This window comes from Desulfopila sp. IMCC35008, assembly GCF_010646885.2.
Lineage (GTDB): Bacteria > Desulfobacterota > Desulfobulbia > Desulfobulbales > Desulfocapsaceae > Desulfopila.
In genome coordinates this window covers 1,671,841-1,695,529 of sequence record NZ_CP050700.1, presented here as the reverse complement: position 1 = coordinate 1,695,529, position 23,689 = coordinate 1,671,841, and the positions used below count along the sequence as shown (strand labels likewise).

General features: G+C 45.5%; 17 protein-coding genes. 6 read left to right on the top strand and 11 right to left on the bottom strand.

The annotated features are described in order from the left end of the window. Positions 1-19 precede the first annotated feature (19 nt). Positions 20-853 carry a transglutaminase-like cysteine peptidase gene (locus GA520_RS07470; RefSeq protein WP_163339512.1) on the top strand — a complete coding sequence of 278 codons (834 nt, stop codon included), beginning with the start codon at positions 20-22 and terminating at the stop codon, positions 851-853. Between the two features lie 39 nt (positions 854-892). Continuing rightward, positions 893-1,198 (top strand): hypothetical protein, encoded by a 306-nt coding sequence (locus GA520_RS07465; RefSeq protein ID WP_163339511.1) that lies wholly within the window; start codon positions 893-895, stop codon positions 1,196-1,198. 146 nt (positions 1,199-1,344) lie between these two features. Here GA520_RS07465 and GA520_RS07460 read toward each other — a convergent pair whose 3' ends face one another. The 8 genes from GA520_RS07460 to GA520_RS07425 all read right to left on the bottom strand — a co-directional run bounded on the left by GA520_RS07460 (position 1,345) and on the right by GA520_RS07425 (position 15,154). Further along, a complete protein-coding gene (locus GA520_RS07460) occupies positions 1,345-2,220 on the bottom strand; it encodes a transglutaminase family protein (RefSeq protein WP_163339510.1) in 876 nt (291 codons plus the stop codon). Next, positions 2,217-4,742, bottom strand: coding sequence for a circularly permuted type 2 ATP-grasp protein (locus tag GA520_RS07455; protein ID WP_163339509.1), 2,526 nt, complete (start codon positions 4,740-4,742; stop codon positions 2,217-2,219). The genes GA520_RS07460 and GA520_RS07455 overlap by 4 nt, the downstream gene beginning before the upstream one ends. Positions 4,743-4,812: 70 nt before the next feature. Then, positions 4,813-8,139, bottom strand: a complete 3,327-nt coding sequence (locus tag GA520_RS07450; RefSeq protein ID WP_163339508.1) for a DUF2126 domain-containing protein — start codon at positions 8,137-8,139, stop codon at positions 4,813-4,815. Positions 8,140-8,234: 95 nt separating this feature from the next. Further along, complete coding sequence (locus GA520_RS07445) at positions 8,235-9,209, bottom strand: alpha-E domain-containing protein (protein WP_163339507.1); 975 nt, start codon at positions 9,207-9,209, stop codon at positions 8,235-8,237. 11 nt (positions 9,210-9,220) lie between these two features. Then, on the bottom strand, positions 9,221-10,666 hold the full coding sequence (locus GA520_RS07440) for a circularly permuted type 2 ATP-grasp protein (protein WP_163339506.1): 1,446 nt from the start codon (positions 10,664-10,666) through the stop codon (positions 9,221-9,223). Positions 10,667-10,752: 86 nt separating this feature from the next. Then, positions 10,753-11,550 (bottom strand): transglutaminase family protein, encoded by a 798-nt coding sequence (locus GA520_RS07435; RefSeq protein ID WP_163339505.1) that lies wholly within the window; start codon positions 11,548-11,550, stop codon positions 10,753-10,755. A gap of 412 nt (positions 11,551-11,962) precedes the next feature. After that, entirely contained in the window at positions 11,963-14,155 is a 2,193-nt protein-coding gene (locus tag GA520_RS07430) for a PAS domain-containing sensor histidine kinase (RefSeq protein WP_163339504.1), read from the bottom strand. A 12-nt stretch (positions 14,156-14,167) separates the two neighbouring features. Next, positions 14,168-15,154, bottom strand: coding sequence for a TAXI family TRAP transporter solute-binding subunit (locus tag GA520_RS07425; protein ID WP_240910214.1), 987 nt, complete (start codon positions 15,152-15,154; stop codon positions 14,168-14,170). A 568-nt stretch (positions 15,155-15,722) separates the two neighbouring features. Between GA520_RS07425 and GA520_RS07420 the strand changes: the two genes are divergently transcribed. From GA520_RS07420 to GA520_RS07405, 4 genes are all read left to right on the top strand, one after another. Next, entirely contained in the window at positions 15,723-16,883 is a 1,161-nt protein-coding gene (locus GA520_RS07420; RefSeq protein ID WP_163339502.1) for a serine hydrolase, read from the top strand. Between the two features lie 153 nt (positions 16,884-17,036). After that, complete coding sequence (glgC, locus tag GA520_RS07415; protein ID WP_163339501.1) at positions 17,037-18,257, top strand: glucose-1-phosphate adenylyltransferase; 1,221 nt, start codon at positions 17,037-17,039, stop codon at positions 18,255-18,257. A gap of 101 nt (positions 18,258-18,358) precedes the next feature. Next, on the top strand, positions 18,359-19,375 hold the full coding sequence (locus GA520_RS07410; protein WP_163339500.1) for a DnaJ C-terminal domain-containing protein: 1,017 nt from the start codon (positions 18,359-18,361) through the stop codon (positions 19,373-19,375). Continuing rightward, complete coding sequence (locus GA520_RS07405) at positions 19,359-19,667, top strand: chaperone modulator CbpM (protein WP_163339499.1); 309 nt, start codon at positions 19,359-19,361, stop codon at positions 19,665-19,667. The genes GA520_RS07410 and GA520_RS07405 overlap by 17 nt, the downstream gene beginning before the upstream one ends. 295 nt (positions 19,668-19,962) lie before the next feature. Here GA520_RS07405 and GA520_RS07400 read toward each other — a convergent pair whose 3' ends face one another. From GA520_RS07400 to mgtE, 3 genes are all read right to left on the bottom strand, one after another. Further along, positions 19,963-20,637, bottom strand: a complete 675-nt coding sequence (locus GA520_RS07400; protein ID WP_240910212.1) for a DUF21 domain-containing protein — start codon at positions 20,635-20,637, stop codon at positions 19,963-19,965. A 251-nt stretch (positions 20,638-20,888) separates the two neighbouring features. Beyond that, positions 20,889-22,253: a Na+/H+ antiporter NhaA gene (nhaA, locus tag GA520_RS07395; RefSeq protein ID WP_163339498.1), complete on the bottom strand. Its 1,365-nt coding sequence runs from the start codon at positions 22,251-22,253 to the stop codon at positions 20,889-20,891. An 81-nt stretch (positions 22,254-22,334) separates the two neighbouring features. Continuing rightward, positions 22,335-23,648 carry a magnesium transporter gene (gene mgtE, locus GA520_RS07390; RefSeq protein ID WP_163339497.1) on the bottom strand — a complete coding sequence of 438 codons (1,314 nt, stop codon included), beginning with the start codon at positions 23,646-23,648 and terminating at the stop codon, positions 22,335-22,337. Between the last annotated feature and the right edge of the window lie 41 nt (positions 23,649-23,689).

Genomic DNA, 23,689 nt, shown 5'->3' with positions numbered 1-23,689 from the left:
AAAGGTCGAGGAAGGTAAAATGGCACCCGAAATCGAAATTTCCATAAATATTACCAAGCAATACCAGAACGATGCAGTCATCAGCAAGTCGCCGCAAAGGTTAAGCAAACTCAATCACTGGCTGACGATCATTTCAATGTTTCTGGCATTTCATACCGTTTATCTCACTGGTATCTCTGCCGCTGCTGAAAGAGAATTTCCCGACTGGGATCAGGGGGTCTACGCCGAGATCAACAGGCGACACGGTGAGAAAGCAGCCCAGCGGATGATCGATGTCATACAATTGATTAAAGTTCACCTCAACGATCCGGTCGAGACACAGCTGGAAGCCGTGAACGAGTATTTGAATCAGTTGACCTGGATCGCCGACAGCGAACTTTGGAAACAACCCGATTACTGGGCTACCCCCTTTGAGACCATCACAACATTTGGTGGCGATTGTGAGGATATTGCCATAGGGAAGTATCTGGTACTGCGGTTAATGGGAATCCCTGATGACCATCTTGGGTTTGCTCATGTGATCACCTCGAAAAAAGAGCACCATATGGTCCTACTGTACAAAGCCTCAGATAAAGAACCTGCGCTTGTGCTCGATAATCAAGTTCCGGACATTAAAACAGCTCCGGAACGACCGGATCTGCTTGCTGTGTACGTTTTTAGAAATGATGGGACAACTTTCATCATCAAAAATGAAGGAAACGCCAAACGATCAGTTAAAGCAAAGATCGAAAATAAACGTCTCGAGAAATGGTTAACGGCCAAAGAGCGATCAAGAAAAAATGCTGCGAGCTATGTACCATTTAATGGCGGGCGGCCTCTGGCCCCCACTTGGGTTACAGAAAGTAAAAAATAGCCGTTGCTTATAGTACTTTTTAAAGAAGAATGAGATCAAATGAAAATTTCAGACTGGCTGGATCAAAAGGAAAGGGAGAAGGTCAATGTATCACAGATAAAATTGCCCCAGAATATGGTTTACTCTGAAGATCCTGACGAAACTATCTTTTTCAAAGAGGTAAAACCATGTGGTCTTTTCTGTACTAAAAACCATCCCTTTTCAACAGTGGAACGCTTTGGCCATTGGTATTACTGCAGGGGCCAGGATAAAAGAGCCGGGATTCACTCATCAAAACTGAAATGGACGTTCTTTACCAGGAACAAGGACATTGCGCTTCAAACCGCGAAAGCACATATAGAGTAAAACTGTGATCGGCTGCCATCGTTGTTTGTATGGCATGTCTAACCCCAATATTTCATGAAAAATCTTTTGTTATTCCTATATGTGAAATATTGGGGCTGATCACTTTATCGGATCCAATTGCCTGATATGGTTATCAGGACAACCAATTACTCTTGCCTTGCTACATCGACCATAACAGACAACTCATGAACACCTCCACCCATAACAACCCCTTTCACGGGAGCAACATCACCATAGTCCCGTCCCCATGCTACAGTGATATAGGTTTCATTGGCGATGAGGTTGTTTGTAGGATCAAGGTCAACCCACCCATGGTCGGGCACGAACAATGAGGTCCAGGCATGGGAGGCGTCAGATCCGACAAGTTTGGGCTTGCCCGGTGGCGGTATCGTTTCCAGATACCCACTGACGTATCGTGCGGCAAGCCCAAGTGACCTCAAACAGCTCACTGCGACATGGGCAAAGTCCTGGCAAACCCCTTTCCTGCTTGCCAGTGCCTGCTCAACAGTCGTGTCAACATTGCTTGCTGATTTGTCGTAGGAAAACTCCGTATAAATCCTTCGGACAAGATCCACAGCCCCGGTAAGCACCGGAGTCCCTGGCGGGAAAGATGGTTCGACGTAATTCAATGAACCGGGACCGATGGTTACCAGCGGACTTTCAAAAACAAACTGATACGCATCAAGTTCGGCCTGTTGTTTATGTCCGGCCAATCTTTGAACGACCATCTCCCATGGAAGAGTCGATTCAGGTAGTATTACAACAGGCTTACTGGTCTGTACAAGACTGGTTACGGAAACCGCCAGCTCACTGTGTGGATGCTGCACCATAAATACATGTGCGATATTGCCGAAGTAATCGAGTCGGTTATGCAGATACTGAGGCGAGGGATCAATCTGCAAATGGCTTTCCAACACCTCTTGTGTTGAGGTACTACGAGGATACAAAAAGAGTTCGTTCTGGGAAAGTGAAGCCGGCGCAGAATATCTGTAACCGGTATTGTGGGTTATGCGGTATTTCATACTGGTACGTTACCGGGAATCATTGAGTAATGGGGCGTTGCCGGAACCCTGGTCAAATAATGAGCAGTGACCTGTTGAGCAAACTCCTTCAGCTGTGCTTCTGTTTCAGTGAGAAATGCCGTCAAAGAGTTGGTCTCAGGGTTTTCTTCTCCACAACGTATTCCTGTTAAATCGAGCAGACGAACTGCGGTGAGCATTTCCAAAGCGACCCGCTCCTCTCTACTTGAAAACCGCCTTTCATCCTGTTGCGGAAGAGACTCCACGTGCGCTTCAAGTTGATAAAATTGAAATGCCAAAGATTTAGGGTTGCTTTCATCTGCCAGCAAAAGGTCCAGCACCGGAGCCAATTGAAAGGAGGACCGGTATCGTCCCCGATACGTCATTAAACTGTCTGACACCTCGAGTAAAGCCAGAAGGGTATTTTGAGAATCTGCACAAATCAGGGGAAGACTGATGCGCATAAGTACCGCCTGATTCATTGCACGCTCCATCCTGCGTCCCATGTCCATGAAACGCCACCCGAGCCCGCGGGTCATGCTCTCCATTGCCAGGCCACTAAAGGAACTCAAGGTAAAGAGTGTCTGATCCAACAGCTCCAAGGGATCGTTGTCTGAAGACTCTCTAAAATCTTCAAGTCTGTTGATAACCCGGGTAGAATCTACAGAAAGTCGATCTCGAACATTGCGTGCTGTTTGCTGCACCCGCTGCAAAATAGAAATTACGCTCTCCGCCCTATCTTTCCGGTAGAGGGCTTTATGCAGATGACTGAACAAATCCTGGTAGGGAGCCCCCTCACCATCTGCACCTGTCGGGGTTGGTATAACATGTTTTGTCTGTAAAATACTGAGTATAAATTGCAGCTCAGGGACATCTTCCGGTCGATCTTCGCCGGACAATCGTCTGTAAACGGCTCGCAGCAGACGTATTAATCCTTCAGCACGCTCCAGGTATCGCCCCAGCCAGAGTAAATTGTCAGCCACCCTGTTGGGAAGATCACTGGATCGTTTAAATTCAGGAATAATGTTAAGATCACCCATCAGGCTGAAAGGTTCCACCGGCTTGTCTGAGAGTACCCATACATCTTTACTCCCCTGCTGCTCCGGGGACCCACTTACGACTGTGTTACTATCACCAGCAATAATTGCCAGCCCTCCGGGCATTACCGCATAGCCACCTTCAGTGGCACAAACGAACACCCTGAACACATTGTAACAACTGGAAACTCCCCTGCTGCTCCAGGCAGGAGCCGAAGAAGGTGAAACCGGTTCTACTGCAACATAGCGAGAAGGCGCTTTTTGAATAGTTGCATGCAAATCGCCTGAACAGTCAATACTGGAATGCTGCTCCATGGCAGAGCTAATGCTCAACTGGCCCAGATTATTCAGGGTGTGCTCAAGCCCCTCCCTGTTCCCACACCACCAGGTGGGGTGGTTTGGCAGGAGTAATTCCTCTCCCAGCAGGTCCCTGCAAAGCTGTGGAAGAAACACCTTTAATGCCGGTGTATCAACAAATCCGCTGCCAATAGGGTTGACAATATCAATATTCTGCTCGCGACAAACCTGTATGAGCCCGGCCACTCCACTTGCGGTCTCTCGTCTTAAAGCAAACGGGTCACTGTTTATATCATCAATATGCCGGATGATTGCTTCTACCGGTTCGAGGCCTGCCAGTTTTTTCAAGAACACTTTACCGTTCCGAACAGTAAGATCCTGCCCTTCTACCAGCGGGTAGCCGAGATAACGGGAAAGCAATGCATGCTCGAAATAAATATGACTATCCGGCCCTGGAGAAAACAAGACAATGCCAGGATCATCTTTTCGGAGAGACGCCCGCTTAATAAGGGCTCGATGAAAGGTATTAAAAAATGGTGCCAACCGGCGTATCTGGGTTTTGTGGTAGAGTTTGGAAAAAAGGCGAGACATGACAATCCTGTTTTCCAGGGCATAGCCAAGGCCTGCAGGGTTGCCACCATAATCCCGTAAAACCCGAAATTGCCCATTTGGATCTCGATAAATATCTGCAGCATAGAATGTCAGATAACGGTTTTCAGAAGGCTGAATGCCATGACACGAATGCAGGAAGTTCGGATTTGCAAAAAAGAGTTCTGAATCAATTCTTCCATTTTTTAAGAGGTCTTGGGCCCCATAAGTATCTGCCAGGATTTTCTCAAGTAAACCAGCTCGTTGCTTTAGACCGGATTCCACCCCACTCCATTCCTGTGCAGAAACTGGAAACGGAATCATATCAAGAGCCCATGAGGTGGTTTGTTCGGTTAGATCATCAAAGGGATTTATAGTAGCCCCATCTTCATGGCGCATACGTCTTGCCCGCTCATGATCTGACTCGAGTGTTGCCTCTCCCTTCTGGTCCAGGGCCTCTATAAGTGGTTGCCAGTGAGGTCGAAGAGATGCTGACGCGGAAAAGAGTTCACAATAGGAACCTGCCGGACAAGAAACTGTAGCCAAAAGAGAGGGGGGCGTATCTTTTAGAGTGGCTGAATTACTTGAGACTTTGTTGGTCATAAAAAATATGCATAGTTGTCACAGATAAAGCGAAGACGTCATTGTCTTCGCTTTGGCATATTTACCGTTTTCAGGTTCGCAAATCAAGAGTATATGGAAAATACCGATTTGCTTCCATTGCGGGTAACGGTATCTTCTCACCGGGCGTGTGACCACCCGGAACAAAACGTGAATTACGGCGCCCTTCTGCCTCATAGGAATTTACTGGAAATATATCGTAACTGCGGCCACCGGGATGACCGACATAATAGGTACAACCACCCACAGCACGGTTAGACCAGGTATCAAACAGGTCGATGACAAGCGGTGCATGGACGCCTATTGTCGGGTGCAGACACGATGGTGGCTGCCAGGCACGGTAGCGCACACCTGCAACAAAAACACCCTCTTCAAGAGTCGGTTTTAACGGGACACGTCTTCCATTGCAGGTAATTATGTAGCGTTCCCCGGTCATCCCCGAGACCTTGACCTGCAGCCTCTCTACTGACGAATCGACGTAACGCGCTGTACCTCCTCCTCCGGCCTCCTCTCCCAGAACATGCCAGGGTTCCAAGGCCTGGCGAAGTTCAATTTCCATGCCTTGATAACTTACCCTGCCGTAAATAGGAAAACGGAACTCAAAGTGGGGATGGAAAAAGTCCATGGTGACAGGATACCCTGCCCGCCATAATATGTTCAGGACATCAGTAAAATCATCCCGCACCATCTGCGGCAGCATAAATCGATCATGAAGGCGGGTACCCCAGCGAACAAGCCCCTCCCTGTAAGGAGTCTGCCAGAACCAGCTGACAAAAGTACGGAGAAGCAGTTGCTGGGCAAGACTCATCCGGGCATGGGGCGGCATCTCGAAGGCCCGGAACTCAAGCAAACCAAGTCGCCCGCTGGAACTGTCCGGCGAATAGAGTTTATCGATGCAAAATTCTGCACGGTGGGTATTCCCGGAAACGTCTACAAGCAAGTTCCGATACAGCCTGTCCACAAGCCATGACGGACAGGGGGTATCTCCATTGGTCTGCCGGTCCTGCTCCTTGAAGGCAATCTCCAGCTCATAAAGGCTGTCGTGCCGAGCCTCATCAATACGCGGTTGTTGACTTGTAGGCCCCATAAAAAGACCGGAAAACAGAAAGGAAAGTGACGGATGGTTGTTCCAGAAGGTAACAAAGCTACGCAACAGGTCGGGACGCCTTAAAAAGGGACTGTCCGCCGGTGTTGCCCCACCAATAACAATGTGATTGCCGCCGCCGGTTCCGGTGTGACGGCCGTCCACCATAAATTTTTCTGTGCCAAGACGGGTTTCACGGGCAAGTTCATAGAGTCTTGTTGTGCAGTCAACCATTTCCCTCCAGCTGTGCATAGGCTGGATATTGACCTCTATAACACCGGGATCCGGAGTCACCTTTAAGCTCTCCAGGCGATAATCCGATGGTGGAGCGTAACCTTCAATTACTATTGGAAGATCAGTTAGTTTTGCCGTTTTTTCGAGGCACTGAACCAGCTCCAGGTATCCTTCAAGGGAAGTGATTGGTGGCATGAATATGTAGAGCCGTCCCTCGCGGGGCTGCACGCAGAGCGCTGTGCGAACGAGCCAGGCGGCGGATTCACCCACCACCGGCTCTGGGTCGCCGATGGGAGCGGGCTGAGACTGGATAGTGTCACCAGCGACTCCCACAGCAACGGCCCTTTTTGCACCCTTCTTCTTTTTCTTCTTTTGAGTAGGCTCATTGGATAGCGGCTTTCGATCAACCATGGGATCGAGTTCATACTCTGTGGGTAAATCCTCAGGAGCAACCCAGGGCAATGAACCCAGTGGCAAACGGAGACCGGCAGGTGAGTCGCCCGGCAGCAGATACATGTATTCACTCTTAAATGTCCATGGGCCACTCTTCCAGGAGCCGTACTGCAGCGGCAAGACATAACCCACAACTGCCCCGAGGCCACGTTGGAAAGCACGTACCATCCGCCTTCTTTCGTCGGGATCTTCAAGTTTGGGATCGGTCGGGGTCACATTAACCGGCAACTGCTGCTCCTTGAGCAGATAGTGGGTAATATCCTCATAACTCTCACGGATATATTCGTTCTTCACCCCCAGCACTTCAGCGAGCTTATGAATAAATTTTTCAGCTTCTTTGGTACCAAAACCGTAATCTTTTGACACATCGGCCAACCACTTTTCATCTTGCCAGACGGGAGTACCATCCTTTCGCCAGTAGCAGCCCAGGGCCCAACGAGGAAGGGATTCACCAGGATACCACTTTCCCTGTCCATAATGAAGAAATCCGCCGGGAGCCCACTCTTTCCAAAGTTTTTTGAGAAGGGCTTCCGACAATACCTGTTTTTCCTCTCCCAGGGCTTCGGTGTTCCACTGGGCGCCTTCCATGTCGTCAATTGAAACAAAAGTCGGTTCTCCTCCCATACTCAAGCGAACATCCCTCTCGAGCAGTTCTTCATCAACTTTGTCACCAAGTGAAACTATATCCGCCCATACATTCTCAGGGTAAGGCCGCGTTGAACGTGGCGCTTCAAGGATACGGGTAACTGACATTGCATGACTGAATTCAACCTCGCACTCATCCAGTGCACCGGTGATAGGTGCTGCACTCTGGGGCTGAGGGGAGCAGGCGAGAGGGATATGACCTTCACCAGCAAAGAGCCCTGAAGTCGGGTCCATCCCTACCCAGCCTGCACCAGGTAAATAGACTTCAGTCCAGGCATGAAGGTCGGTAAAGTCATCTTCCGCACCTGACGGTCCATCAAGTGATTTGACATCTTGCTTCAACTGAACCAGATAACCGGAAACAAAGCGGGCAGCCAGCCCAAAAGATCGAAGGATGTTGACCAATAGCCAGGCGGAATCCCGGCAGGAGCCACTCCGCAGGGTAAGCGTTTTTTTACAACTCTGAATGTTCGGTTCCATACGAATAAGATAGCTGATATCATTACTCAGTTTCATATTCAGGTCGACCAGGAAATCGATGGTTCGGCGTGGAGAAACATCGATTTCTTTCAGATATTCCTTCATCTTCTTTACGATTTTCCCCTTGGCCAGGTAGGGAGCCAGATCCTTACGCAATTCCTTCTCATAGGTAAACGGAAATTCCTCCGCATCCGGTTCCAGGAAATAATCAAAGGGGTTGATAATGATCATGTCTGCAACCAGGTCAATCTCGACCTCAAATTCTGTGGTCTTTTCTGGAAAAACAAGACGACCCAGATAGTTACTAAAAGCATCCTGTTGCCAGTTGATAAAATGATCCCGGGGTGTCACTTGCATGGAATAGCTTAAGATCGGGGTTCTGCAATGGGGTGCAGGACGAAGACGAACTATCTGGGGTGCAAGATTGATAAGTCGATCATATCGATAAGACGTTTTATGGTTTAAGGCTATATGGATTCCCACAGATGTTCCTCAATGAAATAGTGCCACAATCCCTTATGTGGGGAACGTGGCAACTGGTTAACTGGAAAAATGATCATTTATAGGAAAGTCGATTATTACTGCTCGATTGTTTCCCTTTGAATTTGCGGCTTGATGTTAAAAAAGGTCTCACCAACAGCACCCCCGATCTGGTTCAGCCGGGTCTGCAGATCATCCAGAAACTCATGCAGACCGGACTCGATCACCTCCTCAATATCAGTATATTCCAGATCGGCCATAAGGCGTCCCAGTTTCTTTTCCGCTTTGTTTGTTGCAGCGCCGTTTGTAGAGCCCGTTATGCGGTGGAGATAGATCTGGGCTTTTGAAAGACAGTGATAAATTGAACGGGGGAAATGTTTATTGAAAATGAGAAAATCTGCTACATTATGAGGGGTTACATGATGCATTTCTTTCCTGAACATCTCAAAAGCACTTGCTGAGCGCAGAACTGCGACCCATTGAATATTGTCAACAGGCGCATTGACCAGGTCGGCATGACGAAGCAACATGAAATACTTCACATCAAGTATCCTCGATGTTTTATCAGCACGCTCTATCATCATACCGATCCGTGCAAAATTCCAAGCCTCTCCATGACTCATGGTAGAGTCAAGCAATCCGGTGAAGAGATGGCTGCGCATCTTAATAAGGTGATAGAAACGATTAGGGTCCTGTAAGGCCATTTTTATTGATTCTTCTTTCATCAGCTCCAGATAAAAATTATTGAGATGTTCCCACATTTCCGATGAAATAATTTCCCGAATGGAACGGGCATTTTCCCTTGCTGCCGAGACGCAGCTCAAAATAGAATTGTGATACCCCCGGTCAAAGGTGAGAAACCAGGTTACTTCTTCCTGGTTATATACCCGTCTTTTTTTCTCATATAACTCCTTATCCCCAGTCGTCATGATAAGAGGGGCCCACTGCTCATCCTCTTCTGAATCCATATCCAGCAAAAAATTGAGATTCACATCTATAAAGCGAGCCACATTTTCTGCCCTTTCGATATAGCGACACATCCAGTAGATTGAGTTTGCGACACGGCTAAGCATTGTATTCTCTCCTATTTTTGACCCGGCAACAACACCCACGTATCCTTGCTTCCGCCGCCCTGGGATGAGTTGACTACTAATGACCCTTTTTTCAGTGCGACGCGGGTTAAACCTCCGGGTTGCACATATATATCTTTGCCAAACACCACATAGGGCCGCAAATCTACATGGCGACCTTCCAGTCGGTCACCGACTATTGTCGGAACCCGGGAAAGAGAAATTGTAGGTTGTGCGATGTAATTTCGAGGATCTTCAGCTATTAATTTTGCAAAAGTCTCCTGCTCCTTTTTGGTGGAATGTGGGCCTACCAACATCCCGTATCCGCCAGATTCATTAGCGGCCTTTACCACCAACTCATCCAGATGAGAAAGAACGTACTCCCGGTCCTTATCTTCCCGGCAGATATACGTAGGGACATTGGGAAGGATAGCATCCTCACCCGTGTAATATTTGATTATTTTCGGAACGTAGGCATAAACGACTTTATCATCCGCAACACCTGTTCCCGGGGCATTTGCCATTGCAATACGGCCGGCCTTGTAGACATCGATAAGTCCTTTCACCCCGAGGAGCGAATCGGGACGGAATACTGCAGGATCGATAAAATCGTCATCAATGCGGCGGTACAGGACATCTATACGTTTGAGTCCTTTGGTGGTGAGCATGTGAACATACCCATCGGACACTACAAGATCCTGCCCCTCAACCAGCTCGACGCCCATCTGCTGGGAGAGGAAGGAATGTTCAAAGTAGGCGCTGTTATAGATACCCGGTGTTAACACGCCAATGGTCGGTGACTGGACCCCGCTTGGTGCGAGATGTTCAAGCATCTCCAGCAATTTTTCAGGATACTCATCAACAGGCCGCACTTTGGATTTTTCAAATACGTAGGGGAAGGTACGCTTGAGCACCCTCCTGTTTTCAAGAACATAAGACACTCCGGACGGACATCGCAGATTGTCCTCAAGTACATAAAAACATCCATCTGCTCCTCGTATCAGATCGGTTCCGGTTACATGACACCATATCTTCCTCGGCGGTGTGAATCCCTCACACTCCTTGCGATAGGTCTTGCTGCTGAGAATAAGATCTTCGGGAACCACTTTATCTTTTAGAATTTTCTTGTCGTTATAGATATCCTGGAGAAATTCATTCAGGGCAAATATCCGTTGTTTGAGGCCGGCTTCAATCTGCTGCCAATCCTTGCCCTGTATAATCCTGGGAATAAGGTCAAATGGGAAAATCTTTTCAGTTCCTTCATCTTGCCCGTAGACGTTAAATGTAATACCCATCTTAAGAAGCAGTGCCTCGGCTTCTTTTTGCCTGAGGATTAAATCCCCATCGGGCAGTGATTCTATTCTGTCTACCAGTAATTGCACACCCGGACGAGGAACACCATTCTCATCAACCAGTTCATCGTAAAAACCCTCGGGATCATACGTTTTAAATGTTTCCATCAACCCTTTCCTCGATTATATGAAATAAAAATCATTAAGGTGACTTGAAAAATTATGCCATCCGGCATTCGCACTTTTAGCGTTTTTTACAGACTCTCCTCTTCAATACTTTCGACTGTAACAGTCTTTGCTGTTGGGTATACAGCTGGTCCAAACTGGTTATAAACAGCAACGTCTGCAGCATCACGGCCATAACCCAACACCACATACCCTCCCGCAAGCTCTGCCTGGGTCGGATCAAAGGTGTACCAGCGACCAGCGACATACGCTTCAAACCAGGCATGCAGGTCCATTGGCTCAAGCTTGTGAAGATAGCCAACAACCAGACGAGCCGGAATACTCAGACTTCGACAAAGTGCAATCCCGAGATGCGAAAGATCTTTACAGACTCCACACTTTCTGGAATTGACCTCAACTGCAGACACAGGCATATCACTCCCCTCTAACTCATAGCGAATTGTATGGTGTATCCAGGATTCAATTGCTGCGACTTGATCATAGCCCCACGTCGCACCCGCAGTGATATCAATCGCCATACTGTTAAAATATTCTGACTCACAATAACGACTAGGCAAAAGATAATGAAGTACTCCATCCGGTAAATTCTGAATCTCAACAAACTCTCCACCAAACTGTCGGTCTACACCATTGGGCACAACCACCTCAGCCCGTGTATGGATAGAAAAGTTACCGGGTGGAGCAACAAGTCGCTGACAAAGATTGCCATAACTATCGGCAAACTCCGACACAGGTACTGACGGCAAGAGAGTGTATTTCTCGCTGACTACCCACTGATGGGCACCACTGCGGGGTCTAAGCATCAACACGAAAGGTGTTGGCACGGTAGGATCAAAAGACAAATCACAGCGTGTTTGTAATCGCATAAATTGTAAAAATATCTCCAGCTGAACCTTAGTTTAGTTCTCGTATTCAATTTTATTAAACATGCAAAATGTATGCCATTAAACAAAGCACAGGATCGCTATGTTTGGGGTGGATAAAACCTCTCTCAACACCTAACAGTGGCACATAAATATTACATCAACGTCACATCACCCAAGACAAATTACAAAATTGTACAAAAAGTACACTGAACAACTCGTCTAAAATGAATCGAACAGTGTCCTCCACATTTAGGACTACTCTATTTAGATAGGTATTTCTAATAAATAAGGAAAGCAGGGGGATTATATATAGTTCCCATCTGAAAGCTCAGCATGTTGATCAAGCTCATAGCGTGTATTTAATTTTTTTCTCAAAAATAAATTGAGGTTTTCCGTTGTTCGCGTTCTTCAACTATCTCTTTTCTTGAAGCACTTTCTGTACAGCAATCCCCAGACTATATATGTTTAGAGGCTTCTTTAAAAAGCAGCTTGCCCCTAAATTGAGTGTTTCTTTGACATCGTCCGTCTCTGCAAAGCCACTGACGATAATTGCCTTCTGTTTATCGTTGGTTTCGAGAATTCTTTTGTATGTCTGTCTGCCATTTATCCCGGGATCCATAATCATATCTAACAGCAGCAAGTCAACTCTGTTCCTATTTAAAAACTCGACAGCCTCTTCACCACTTGACACAGTAAGTACCCTGTATCTTAATTTTTCCAGGATTCTGGCCGAAATAATTCTTTGGGAGCTAATATCGTCTACCACGAGAATGGTTTCTCCGGCGCCTTCCACTTCACGCAACTCGTATGATGAAATTGAAGGTAATATGTTCTTTTCAGTAACTGGAAGAAAAACGCTGAAGGTGGTGCCATTGCTGGAACTAACTACGTTTATATAACCGTTATGATCCTGAACCACATTCCAAACAACAGCAAGTCCAAGACCAGTGCCACTTCGTCCCATTACCTTTTTGGTGAAAAATGGTTCAAATATTCTATCTAAGTCAGCTTCTGGTACCCCTCCTCCCTGATCTGCAACAGACAGGAGTACATATTCTCCCTCCTCAACTTCTTCATATCCTTTGAAAGGAGTATCTATATGCCGCCACGATGTTGCTATCAACACCTCTCCACTATGGTCTATTGCCTCACTGCCATTTGATATAAGATTCATAAGTATCTTTTGCAGATGCACTCGGGAACCCATAATATTTTTCAAGTTATCATCAAGTGAGATATTAAAGGAGACATTGGGGTGATGCTTTTTGAGCAATTGGAAGTCTGGAGAAGCGAGATAATCATTGATAACACTATTGAGATTCAAAGCCTCTTTTGCTATTGCAACACCGCGAGCAACGGTAAGAAGATCCTGAACGATAGCGGCAGCCTTCTGTCCGGAATCACGCATTATTTCTATCGCCTGCCGTGTTTTGTCGTGTTCTTCGAGTTCGAGCAAAATCAGGTCGGGATAGCTGACAATTCCAGATAATATATTATTGAGATCGTGGGCTACTCCTCCTGCAAGTAGTCCAAGGGACTCCATTTTTTTGGCACGAGCCTCTATTTTATGACTTTCCTGCAGTGCCTGCTCCCGCACATTGCGTTCTGTTACATCTGTTAATGTGTTGATAACACGAGAATCAGCCAGAAAGGTCGCTCGAAATTCAATATCTTTAACTTCGCCATTCTTGCAGTTTACTTTATACTCCCCCGCAGACTTGGACTTGTCGAGCCCTTCCCAATGATTCCTGACTTCCCGTCGGTATTGCGGATCAGGATATGCCAATCTCGGCCACATTTCCAACGTGGCCATGTCTGTCTGGTCATACCCTGTGGTCTCTGTAAATTTATCATTGAGGTGCACTATTCTTTTATCTTTATCCCAAACAACGATTCCCAGTGGTACATTTTTCAACAGACTTTGCAGCAGGTCACGCTGCTCTCTCAGTTCATTCTTGGTGTGGGTTTCCCGTTTAATCAGATACGTTTGACGAAAAAGGAAAAATATCAGAAAGCTGACAACAAGAAGCGTTAGAATAAACAAAGCACTTACACTTTTCTGTAATTTCTCCAGCCTGATTTTCTGGTTATTGAGTATTGTCTGAGCTTTAAGTTGAGATTGGGTATTCAAATCCCATGCTTTCTGGTACGCATCCTTTACACGTAATTCAGCAATTCCCAGAGTAATTGTTGATGTCGGCAGGTAACCGGATACCCCCTCAGATAACCAGGTGTGAAGATCCGCAATAACCGGTGCAGTAACTGCGTGAAAGTGAGAAGCATTTACTAAATTGTCGAAAACATATGTTTCTCTAAGTTCAGTGATAATGGATTGGGCAATATCTATTTTTTTTCTTAGCGTTATAATATTTTGTTCAGTACGTACTTCTTTTGCTATCTTTGATGCTGTTACAACATCTGAAACTCTTTCCAAGGCAGTCGAGAGCAGGTTCAGCTCCTTGAGTAATGTGTTTGGCAGATTTTTCTCGATAGACCGCAAGGTGAGTATTGTATAGAGAGCGGACATTATGACCAAGGAAATAACAACCGTCATCAGGCTCCAGAGTGCAATCTGCGATGATTTATGCTTTCCAATCAGTATCATAATTTTCTGGAACTACAGCTTCTTCTGCTCATCAAAAAAGCGTTTCGCCCCTGGATGCAATGGTATTGATACACCATTCAAACCTGTCTCCATGGTTATACTTTTACCTTGAGGATGCCCAAGTCTCAATCGCTCCAGCGTTTCCTCACTGAAAAGTGCGCGAGTAATTCCATAAGCTGATTCCTCTGACATATCTTCATGCACAACAAGAAGAGCGTAGACCTCAAGCGTGGTTATTTCAGGTATGTTTTTATAGGTGCCTTCCTCAATACTACCTGGAAATAAGTATGGATATGTTTTATTGATCTTTCTCAGAAAATTTTTATCTAGAGGCAAAAGAGTCACACCGACATCGAGGAGTTCGGTTACAGCGGCCATTGGAGCCCCTGCCATCATAACAAAACCATCTATCTGTCTATCGGTTAGTCGTTTATGAGTAAAAACAGGTTTGAGATAAAAGGGGAGGAGATCTTCTTCTTTCATATCATACGCATCCAGAACAATTCGCATTACAGCCAGGGTGCCGGATCCCTCTTCATCTATTGAAATCCTTTTCCCTTTCAACTCTTGAAACGATTTTATGTTGGTGTCTTTTCTTACGACAACCTGAAACTTTTCTGAATACAAACTGGCAATAGCTCTAATTGATGATGTTTCAGATATTCCGGAAAGTTGTATTTCACCGCTATAGGCTAATGATGCGACGTCTGCCTGCACCAACCCTGCCTCAATTTCCTTGTTATAGATAGCCAGAATGTTTTCGACTGATCCCGCAGACTTCTGTGCAACTCCAATAATTATCGGAAGCGGAGAATCTTTTTCTTGAGCTTTGTTAGTGATTCCCTCTGCAATTAATTTTCCGATAGGATAGTAAACGCCGGTTTCACCTCCCGTTCCTATTCTTAATAAATTCATAGCCATCAGCGTATCGTTACACGAAAATAAAAGACTCGTCAGAAATAGACATAATGAGAATGTGGCAACAATGTGAAGTTTCATATTTCTAAGAATTGATCCCATAATGAATATCACCGTAAGAATTTGTGATTTATCAAATACAAGGCGTTCAGGTTATTTAGCTGATAGTATATCACAAAAATATCTGAAGAACGATGAGCTGCGAAAATGGTTTAATTGTAAACAAAATTGTATGGAAGCCATGAACCACAACATTCACTCTACCATGAAACATCTTCCCCCCATAGTAACTATACTCATGACGAATAGTCACTCTGGCTTACCGATCTCAACTCAATGGTCCGCAAAACATCTCCGATGCGCAACGGCAAACTAGTTAGTTCCCATCCTAAAACTCAGCATTCTGTTCAATATCGAGGCGTGGCTAAATTATTTACCGCACGCATATGTACGATATTCGGAGGATAAATAATTTAGCCGGAACGCTGAGATTGGGCAGAAGGGTAGTTTTAGGACGGGAACTAGTTATATGGAAACCCAAAAACAGTGACCAGACAGCGAAAGATACTGGCCAGTTTTCTCGCATCAAGTATGACATATGTGGTAATCTTATAAAAGTTCTTCAGGGTGAGATAATCAGGAGCATAGGATGAAAATCAGACCTTTCTTTGCCTTTCAGAAGATCAGTTTACTGTTGATCTTATTTTCCCTGCTTGCCGAGCTTGCTTTTGCTGAATACTGGCCCCAGGAAAATTGGCGGACCGCATCCCCGGAAAGCCAGGGCATGAGTTCTGAGGTGTTATCGGACATGTTAGATGCCCTTTGGAAAAATGAATATAAAATCGACAGCATAATCGTAATTCGTAACGGCCGCCTCGTCCTGGAGTCTTATAAGTACCCCGCAGGACCACACTTCAAGCACCAGATATATTCCTGCACCAAGAGTATTTCTTCGGCGCTGATCGGAATTGCTGTTGAGAAAGGCTACATTGGTTCAGTTGATCGAAGCCTGCTGGAATTTTTCCCCGAAAAGAGCGCCACAATCGGAGAGACCAATAAACGAAACATAACTCTGAAACATGTATTGACGATGGCCACAGGATTAAAGTGTGAAGACACCAAGGCCTATGATTATAAAGGATTGAGGGAAATGTGGCAGGCAGACGACTGGGTGCAATATATGATTGATCTGCCCTTGATTGAGCTGCCGGGCAGCAGGTTTGTATATTGTAATGGTGCATCGTCCCTCCTCACCGCAATTATCCAGAAAACTACAGGTCAGACGGCCTTTGACTTTGCCAGGCAACACCTCTTTTCCCCACTCGGAATCCATGATATTCATTGGAAAAGTCATAATGGATTAACAATTGGTTATAGCGATATCACCATGCGCCCGCTCGACATGGCGAGATTTGGCTACCTGTTCATAAAAGAAGGAAGATGGAACGAAAAACAAATATTGCCCACTGAATGGGTCATAGACTCAACAACAAGACAGATTGATAATAGTGAGACTTACGGATACGGCTATCAGTGGTGGATTATGGGTCCTGACATATTCGCAGCACGAGGCGCATATGGTCAGCGTATTTTTGCCCTGAAAGAACAGAACATGGTCGTTGTCTTCACCAGCCAGCTTGATGACGTGAGAAGCCAGGTGCCTGAGCAATTGCTCTATGACTATATTTTACCATCTGTGAAATCAGAAAAGCCATTACCGGAGAATGAACCAATGCGGGAGCGGTTAGATTCTCTTATTACGTTACTGCAGAAAACAGAAGACCAGGAACAGGAAGTACCCCTCAAATGATATATTTCAGGAGGTTAGCAGCCATTCTATAATGGGATAATTGGGTTTTCCTTCAATCTCCCCATGAATAATTATTCTGCTAAGTTTTGGATTTGCCATATGCAGTATCAGTCTTATCTATAAATGATTGTTCAAATTAATGAACAGGGAAATATGCATAAAAAAACCATGACATTCATTCTGGCTGGCGGAGTAGGTTCTCGACTATATCCTTTAACATCAAAGCGCTCAAAGCCAGCCGTTCCTTTTGGCGGCAAGTACAGGATTATCGATTTCACCCTGACCAACTGTCTCCATTCCGGACTCCGCCAGGTTCTTGTCCTTACCCAGTATAAATCGCACTCGCTGAATAAGCACCTTCGTGATGGATGGTCAATTTTTAATCCTGAACTGGGGGAATATATAACACCAGTCCCTGCCCAGATGAACTCAGGAGAGCATTGGTATAAGGGTACAGCAGATGCGATTTACCAGAATCTCAACCTGCTTGAACGAAGCCGGGCTGATTATGTGCTGATTTTGTCTGGTGATCATATCTATAGGATGGATTATGAGGCAATGATCAAAGCACATCAGGAAACAAATGCAGATGTCACTGTCGCTTGCATGGAGGTCGCCGTAGAAGATGCGGGCGCATTTGGTGTAGTAGTACCCAGAGAGGACCGGCAGATCATTGCATTTGAGGAAAAACCAAAACAACCGACCCCTATCGCTGATAAACCTGGAAGAACATTAGCATCCATGGGCCTGTATATCTTTTCCACTCAATTACTGGCCAAAACTTTACTACAGGACCATGAAAACTCTTCGTCAAGCCATGATTTCGGCAAAGATATTCTTCCCCTGCTGGTCAAAGACAAAAAAGTGCAGGCATATACTTTAGGTGATAACCCCGGTAGGGTCAGTCAAGATCGGTATTGGCGTGATGTTGGAACATTAGATGCCTATTACCAGGCAAATATGGACCTCCTTGAACCTCTGCCGCCACTGGATCTCTATCAGCCTAATTGGCCTGTACGGACATATCAGCCACAAACTCCACCTGCACGAACTACCCCCTGTGCTTCCGGATCAGAAGGAACCTTTGTTAATTCAATATTGGCAAGTGGTGTAGTCATATCAGGAGGCCATGTCCGCCGCAGTGTGCTGTTTCACAACATATTAGTTGAAGACAGTGCAATCATTGAAAACTCGATACTATTCGGTGGTGTTCATGTCGGTGCAGGTGCCATGTTACAGAACTGCATAATCGACAAGAATGTTACAATCCCGCCAGGTGAGAAAATCGGTCATGATATAATTGAGGACAAACAACGTTTTACGGTTTCTGAAAATGGAATTGTTATTGTCCCTAAAGACTATATTTTTATATGATAGAAAGTATAAGCAGTTATCATCGTATTGCCTCATGCCTGAAAAGAGAAAGTGTTTGGTCATATCAGCAAACAAGAGACGTGAAATGAGACTATAACAATATGGAATATAAAGATTATTACAAGATACTCGGTGTTAATAAAGATGCCTCCAGCGATGATATTCAGCGAGCTTATAAAAAACTGGCCCGCAAGCATCATCCAGATGTAAATAAGGCCGCAGACGCAGAAGACAAGTTTAAAGAGATTAACGAGGCCAAAGAGGTATTGAGAGACCCGGAAAAACGAAAACTCTACGATCGATATGGTAAAGACTGGGAGAACGCCGGACAGCAACCACCTCCCCATTGGGATCAACAGACCGGACAAAATCGAACCGGTGATCCATTTTCTGAATCATACAGATACGGTAGTGGAGAACATTTCCGAAGTGCAGATGATTTTAGCGATTTTTTCAAACAATTTTTTGGTGATCGCTTTTCACACACTACGTCAGGACCAACTCAAGACAGATACTATGACGCTCCCGGACAATCACGTGAGGCTGAAATTACTGTAGGGCTGGAAGAGGTATTTCACGGCACTACAAGGACGATTACATTTCAGGTATTTGAGGCTCAAGCTGATGGCCAGTTACTACCGAAGGAAAAAACACTCCAGGTAAAAATTCCCAGGGGAGTGACTCATGGTTCAGTAATTAGATTGGCAGGGCAGGGAGAAAAAGGGTTTGGTCATGGTGCCGATGGGGATCTCCTGCTGAGGGTGCTACTGTCACCTGACCCAAGATTTCATGTGGTTGGATATGACTTGTATACTTCTGTAGCAATATCTCCCTGGGAGGCGGCCCTGGGTGCCAAAATCCCGGTAAGCACAGTTGACGGAACAGTAACACTCTCTATTCCCGCCGGCACCCAGAATAGAAAACGGTTCCGATTGCGGGGTAAGGGAATACCCAAGAAAAAATCCGGTGCTGGAAATATCATAATCGAAGTCGAAATACGAGTTCCTGAAACATTAGGTGAAGAAGAAAAGCGTCTCTTTCAGGAGCTGTCGAAAACTTCCAGCTATAATCCGAGGGCGGAGAGGGGGCAAAGTGCAAAACATGATGAAAAGATATGAGCTGGTCATTTATGGACGGTACCTTGATGATGAACTGATAACAATTTGGGAGCTTAGCAGACTGGTAGGCTTGCATCCGGACAAATTGCGCAGATATATTGTTCTTGGCTTATTAGACCCTGTTGTAGAAAAACCAGAACCATTATTTGAAGAGAGTATTGTTGCCCGAGTTCATAAAATTGAAAGATTAAAAAATGATCTCGGCCTCAATCTTGCCGGTTGTGGGCTTGTTCTGGACCTTCTTGAAAAGATTGCAGAACTTGAAGAACAGTTGGAACGATTACAGAGATGAGGCGTGTAAGAACTTGAAGGACACATCCATTATTCTGGCTCTGTATGGTCGCATTGCCTGACAATTTGTGGCGAAAACTAACCCCCGGAATCAATAAAAGTCCACAGACCGCAGGTTTGAAAACGAAGATCTTCCATTTTTGGCAATCCCCCTGAGCAACCGCCCGAGAATGTCTGCCCCTGTAATAATTTTTCTTGAATTTCCCAAGAGGAGGATGAGATCTTCGTCGACAACATCATCTCCTGTTCTCTCCGGAATAACCTTGAGTCGCAGTATCACTTGCTTAAATGGTGTTTCAGGATCTGTCACCACAATAGGTTTGTGACAAAAGTGTAAAGGATTCAGTGGTTTCCCTGAAAAAAAATATCTCCCGCAGAAAGCTATCCGCATCGAGCGCATAATGGGCTACATCGCGTGTGTCGGTTATCACAACCCACTTCTTACCTGATTGTTGAATACCCTTTAAAAATGGATCCTCAGGGTCACAGTTGAACTCAGGAAAATGTGGAAGACGCCCTGTGAAAGGCAGCATAATTACAGAGCCGGGATCGACTAGCTCCTCTTCATTCGAAACAGCCATGTCATCCAGATTGAGAAAGTTAAGCGCCCCCCTTCCTTCGACAGCATCTATTTCACTTGTTGCTGATTTCATGTGGATGTCAATCATGTCCCTCAGTTCCTGCTCTTTGTAAAAGTGTATTCCTTCTTTGCCCAGCCATTTATCCAGAAAAAATGCTGTTGGTTTAGCAAAAGGATAGAGGATTATCTGGTACAATTTAAGAACTAGACTGAGAAGTGCAGCTGTCTGCAGCGCATGTCTCGAAAAATATGCCTGAGGTATTATTTCTCCCAAGGCAGTTATGAAGACTGTAGAAAACAGAAATGCGGTAATTCCGGCAAGCACCTGATTTGACAATAGTGTGAGCAGGACATTGATCCCCACATTTCCTAGAAGAATAGTGGTAAGCAAAAAGTTCGCATCCTCCCGTATCGTGAGAACCTTGGCGGCTGAAATATTTCCCTGGTTTTTTCCACCTCAAGGCGGAGTCTTGAGATACTGAAAAAGGCCAAATCAAGTCCGGAGAACATTGCTGATTGAGAGATACAAAACAGTATCCCAAGCCATATATCTATTGTCATAGTGTTTCCCTGAATGAAAAATGGCTCGTGTAAAACTTACTATGTAACGTTCTTTATGGAGAGGAATCGGCTGTGTGTAAATCACTCACTACTTTTGCCCGCTTCAGTACTTATCCGTAAAATCAAATAGCCCAGAAGAGCACATAAAACTGAACCACAGATGATGCCTATCTTGGCATAATCAAGATAAATCGGTTTTGCATATGATAAGCTCGATATAAAAAGTGACATGGTAAAACCGATCCCCCCAAGAAATGCGACTCCCAGCAATCGTAGCCACGTGAATCCTTCAGCCAGAGGCAAACGCATCAACTTGGATGCCAAAAAGGTAGCTACAAAGACACCGGATGTCTTACCGAACAACAAGCCAAAGCAAATACCCAGGGTAACCGGGTGGCTGATTGCCTCTGAGAGGTCTATTCCTTTGAGTACCAAACCCATATTGGCAAGGGCGAAAAGTGGTAGTACCACAAGAGATACCCACTTGGTGTGAGTCAGTTCCAGATGCTGCAAAGGGGTCTCTACCTCAAGGCACGCATGGTCGATGGACTGCACCGCATTGAGATGAAAACGATTGAGCATAATATCACTGCTGGTCCTATTGTTTTCTCTTATTTTTTCCGCGTGAGCTTCGAGAATATTCAGAAAGATTGTCATATCATACTTGCCCCGGGCCGGTATAAACATAGCAACTATCACTCCCGCCACCGTTGCATGCAATCCGGAAAGAGCGACGGTGACCCACAACAAAGCTCCTATTGCAAGATATGGAATGGCAGAGCGTACCCAGAATCGGTTTAATGTACCCAGGGCAATAATAACAGGGACGGCTCCTGCCAGATATCTAAAATCGATATTCGACGTATAAAAAGCTGCGATAACCAGCACAGCCCCAAGGTCATCTGCGATTGCAAATGCGGTCAAAAAAATCCTGACTGAGAATGGAATTCGGGAGCCAAGGGTACTTAAGACAGCGAGGGAAAATGCAATGTCTGTCGCCATTGGAATTCCCCACCCTTTGGCTTCCGGAAGCTGTTGATTAAATGCAAAAAAAACAAGGGCCGGAACGATCATCCCACCTGCTGCTGCATAAATCGGTAAAAGTGCATTTCGCTTATTAGATAAAGCCCCGACCAGAAGCTCTCGTTTTATCTCAAGGCCTACAGTGAAAAAGAAAAATGTCATCAGCACATCATTGACCCAGTGCGATAAGGAAAGTGACAGCGACATATTTCCAAGACTGAGGGTCAATGGCAAATGCCAGAAGTCTTGATAGCTGGCAGGACTGATATTCGCCCAGAAAAGAGCCAGAACAGCAGCTGGAAAAAGCAGGTAGCCGCCATGAGAGAGTTTATGGAAAAACCTCTGAAATGTGCTGGATTGCAAATTCTCAGGCGAAAAAGAATCTTTTGTCTGAATGTTTTGATCGTTTTTTTCAGTAGTCACGATTTGGTATTCTATAGGCAATTATCTATTACTCTCTAATCCAGGTTTCACATCACTCACCCGGGTAGCAGCATCCCTGTTTCATATGAGTTTGTTTTGAAAAAGAACTGCCAAACCCAAAAAGGCCAGAAATCCCATCACATCAGTAACAGTGGTCAAGATAATAGAGGAGCTTTGGGCCGGATCGATTGACATTTTTTTCATAAGGATAGGAATTGAGCTACCTGCCAAACCGGCTATTATGAGATTTAGGATCATACCCAACCCGATCACCAGGCCCAACCAGGCATTTCCATGCCACAGCCAGGCCAAAAAAGCTGTAATAATACCAATAACAACCCCATTTATTGCACCCAACTTCGTTTCCTTCCAAATAAGTTCCTTGACTCTTTTGGGGGGAATTTCACGCATAACGAGGCCTCTCATAACTACTGCAAGAGATTGTGCACCTGCGTTTCCACCCTGCCCGGCAATTACCGGCAGAAAGATGGCAAGAATAGTGATTTTCGCGATAATTCCCTCAAACATGGCAACAACTCCTGCTGCCATAAAGGCGGTAACCAAATTCACATTAAGCCAGAGTAAGCGTTTCTTCATGGCAAAAATCAATGGGGAAAATGTACGTTCATCACCACCGGCACCAACCATCTTGAGCAAATCACTTGAAAAATCCTCACGCAGTCCGGTCAACATATTCTCCGCCTTGATAACGCCAAGGAGTCTGTTTTCGTTATCAACTACAGGAGCCGCAAAATACTTGCGTTTAGCCATATCGCGCGCTGCATCATTTCGGTCTGTAAAACAGTGAATTGTGAACACACTTGTTATCATAATCGAATTAAGCGTAGTCTCCGGCCGGGCAAGCATGAGGTCCCTCATATTTAAGACCCCTTGTAAGATGCCTTCTTCATCAATCACGTACGTATAGGATGCCGGCATTGTTTTTTTAATAGCCAGATTTCTGATTTTCTCTATCACATCCCCCGCTTCCTCTTGCTTTTCAAAAGTGAGGTAATCAGTGGACATATACCTGCCGACACTCCCTTCCGGATAAGTATAGAGCTCCCGAATTTTGTTCGCGAGGTCACCAGATATACTAGGAAGAATCCTATCACGTTTCTCCAGCGACAGGTGGGTCACGATAGAAGCCGCTTTATTTGGCGGCATTGCTGCAAGAACTGACACTACCGACTCCGGTTCAATATCTTCCAGAAGCGCCCCTGCAAAGCTTGTTTGCAAACGTCTTACAATTTGTATTACTTTTCCCGGAGAGAGGTTTGCCAGAATCAGTGAAGCATCCTGTCTCGGGATTTCTTCGAGAATTTTGGTTGCCTCGCTGATATCTTGTTCAATGAGTCGCTCCGTAAACAACATAAATGACTGATTAATTTCCATGATGTCAAACTCCTGAGTACTCTATAAGGTTGTGTCTGCCC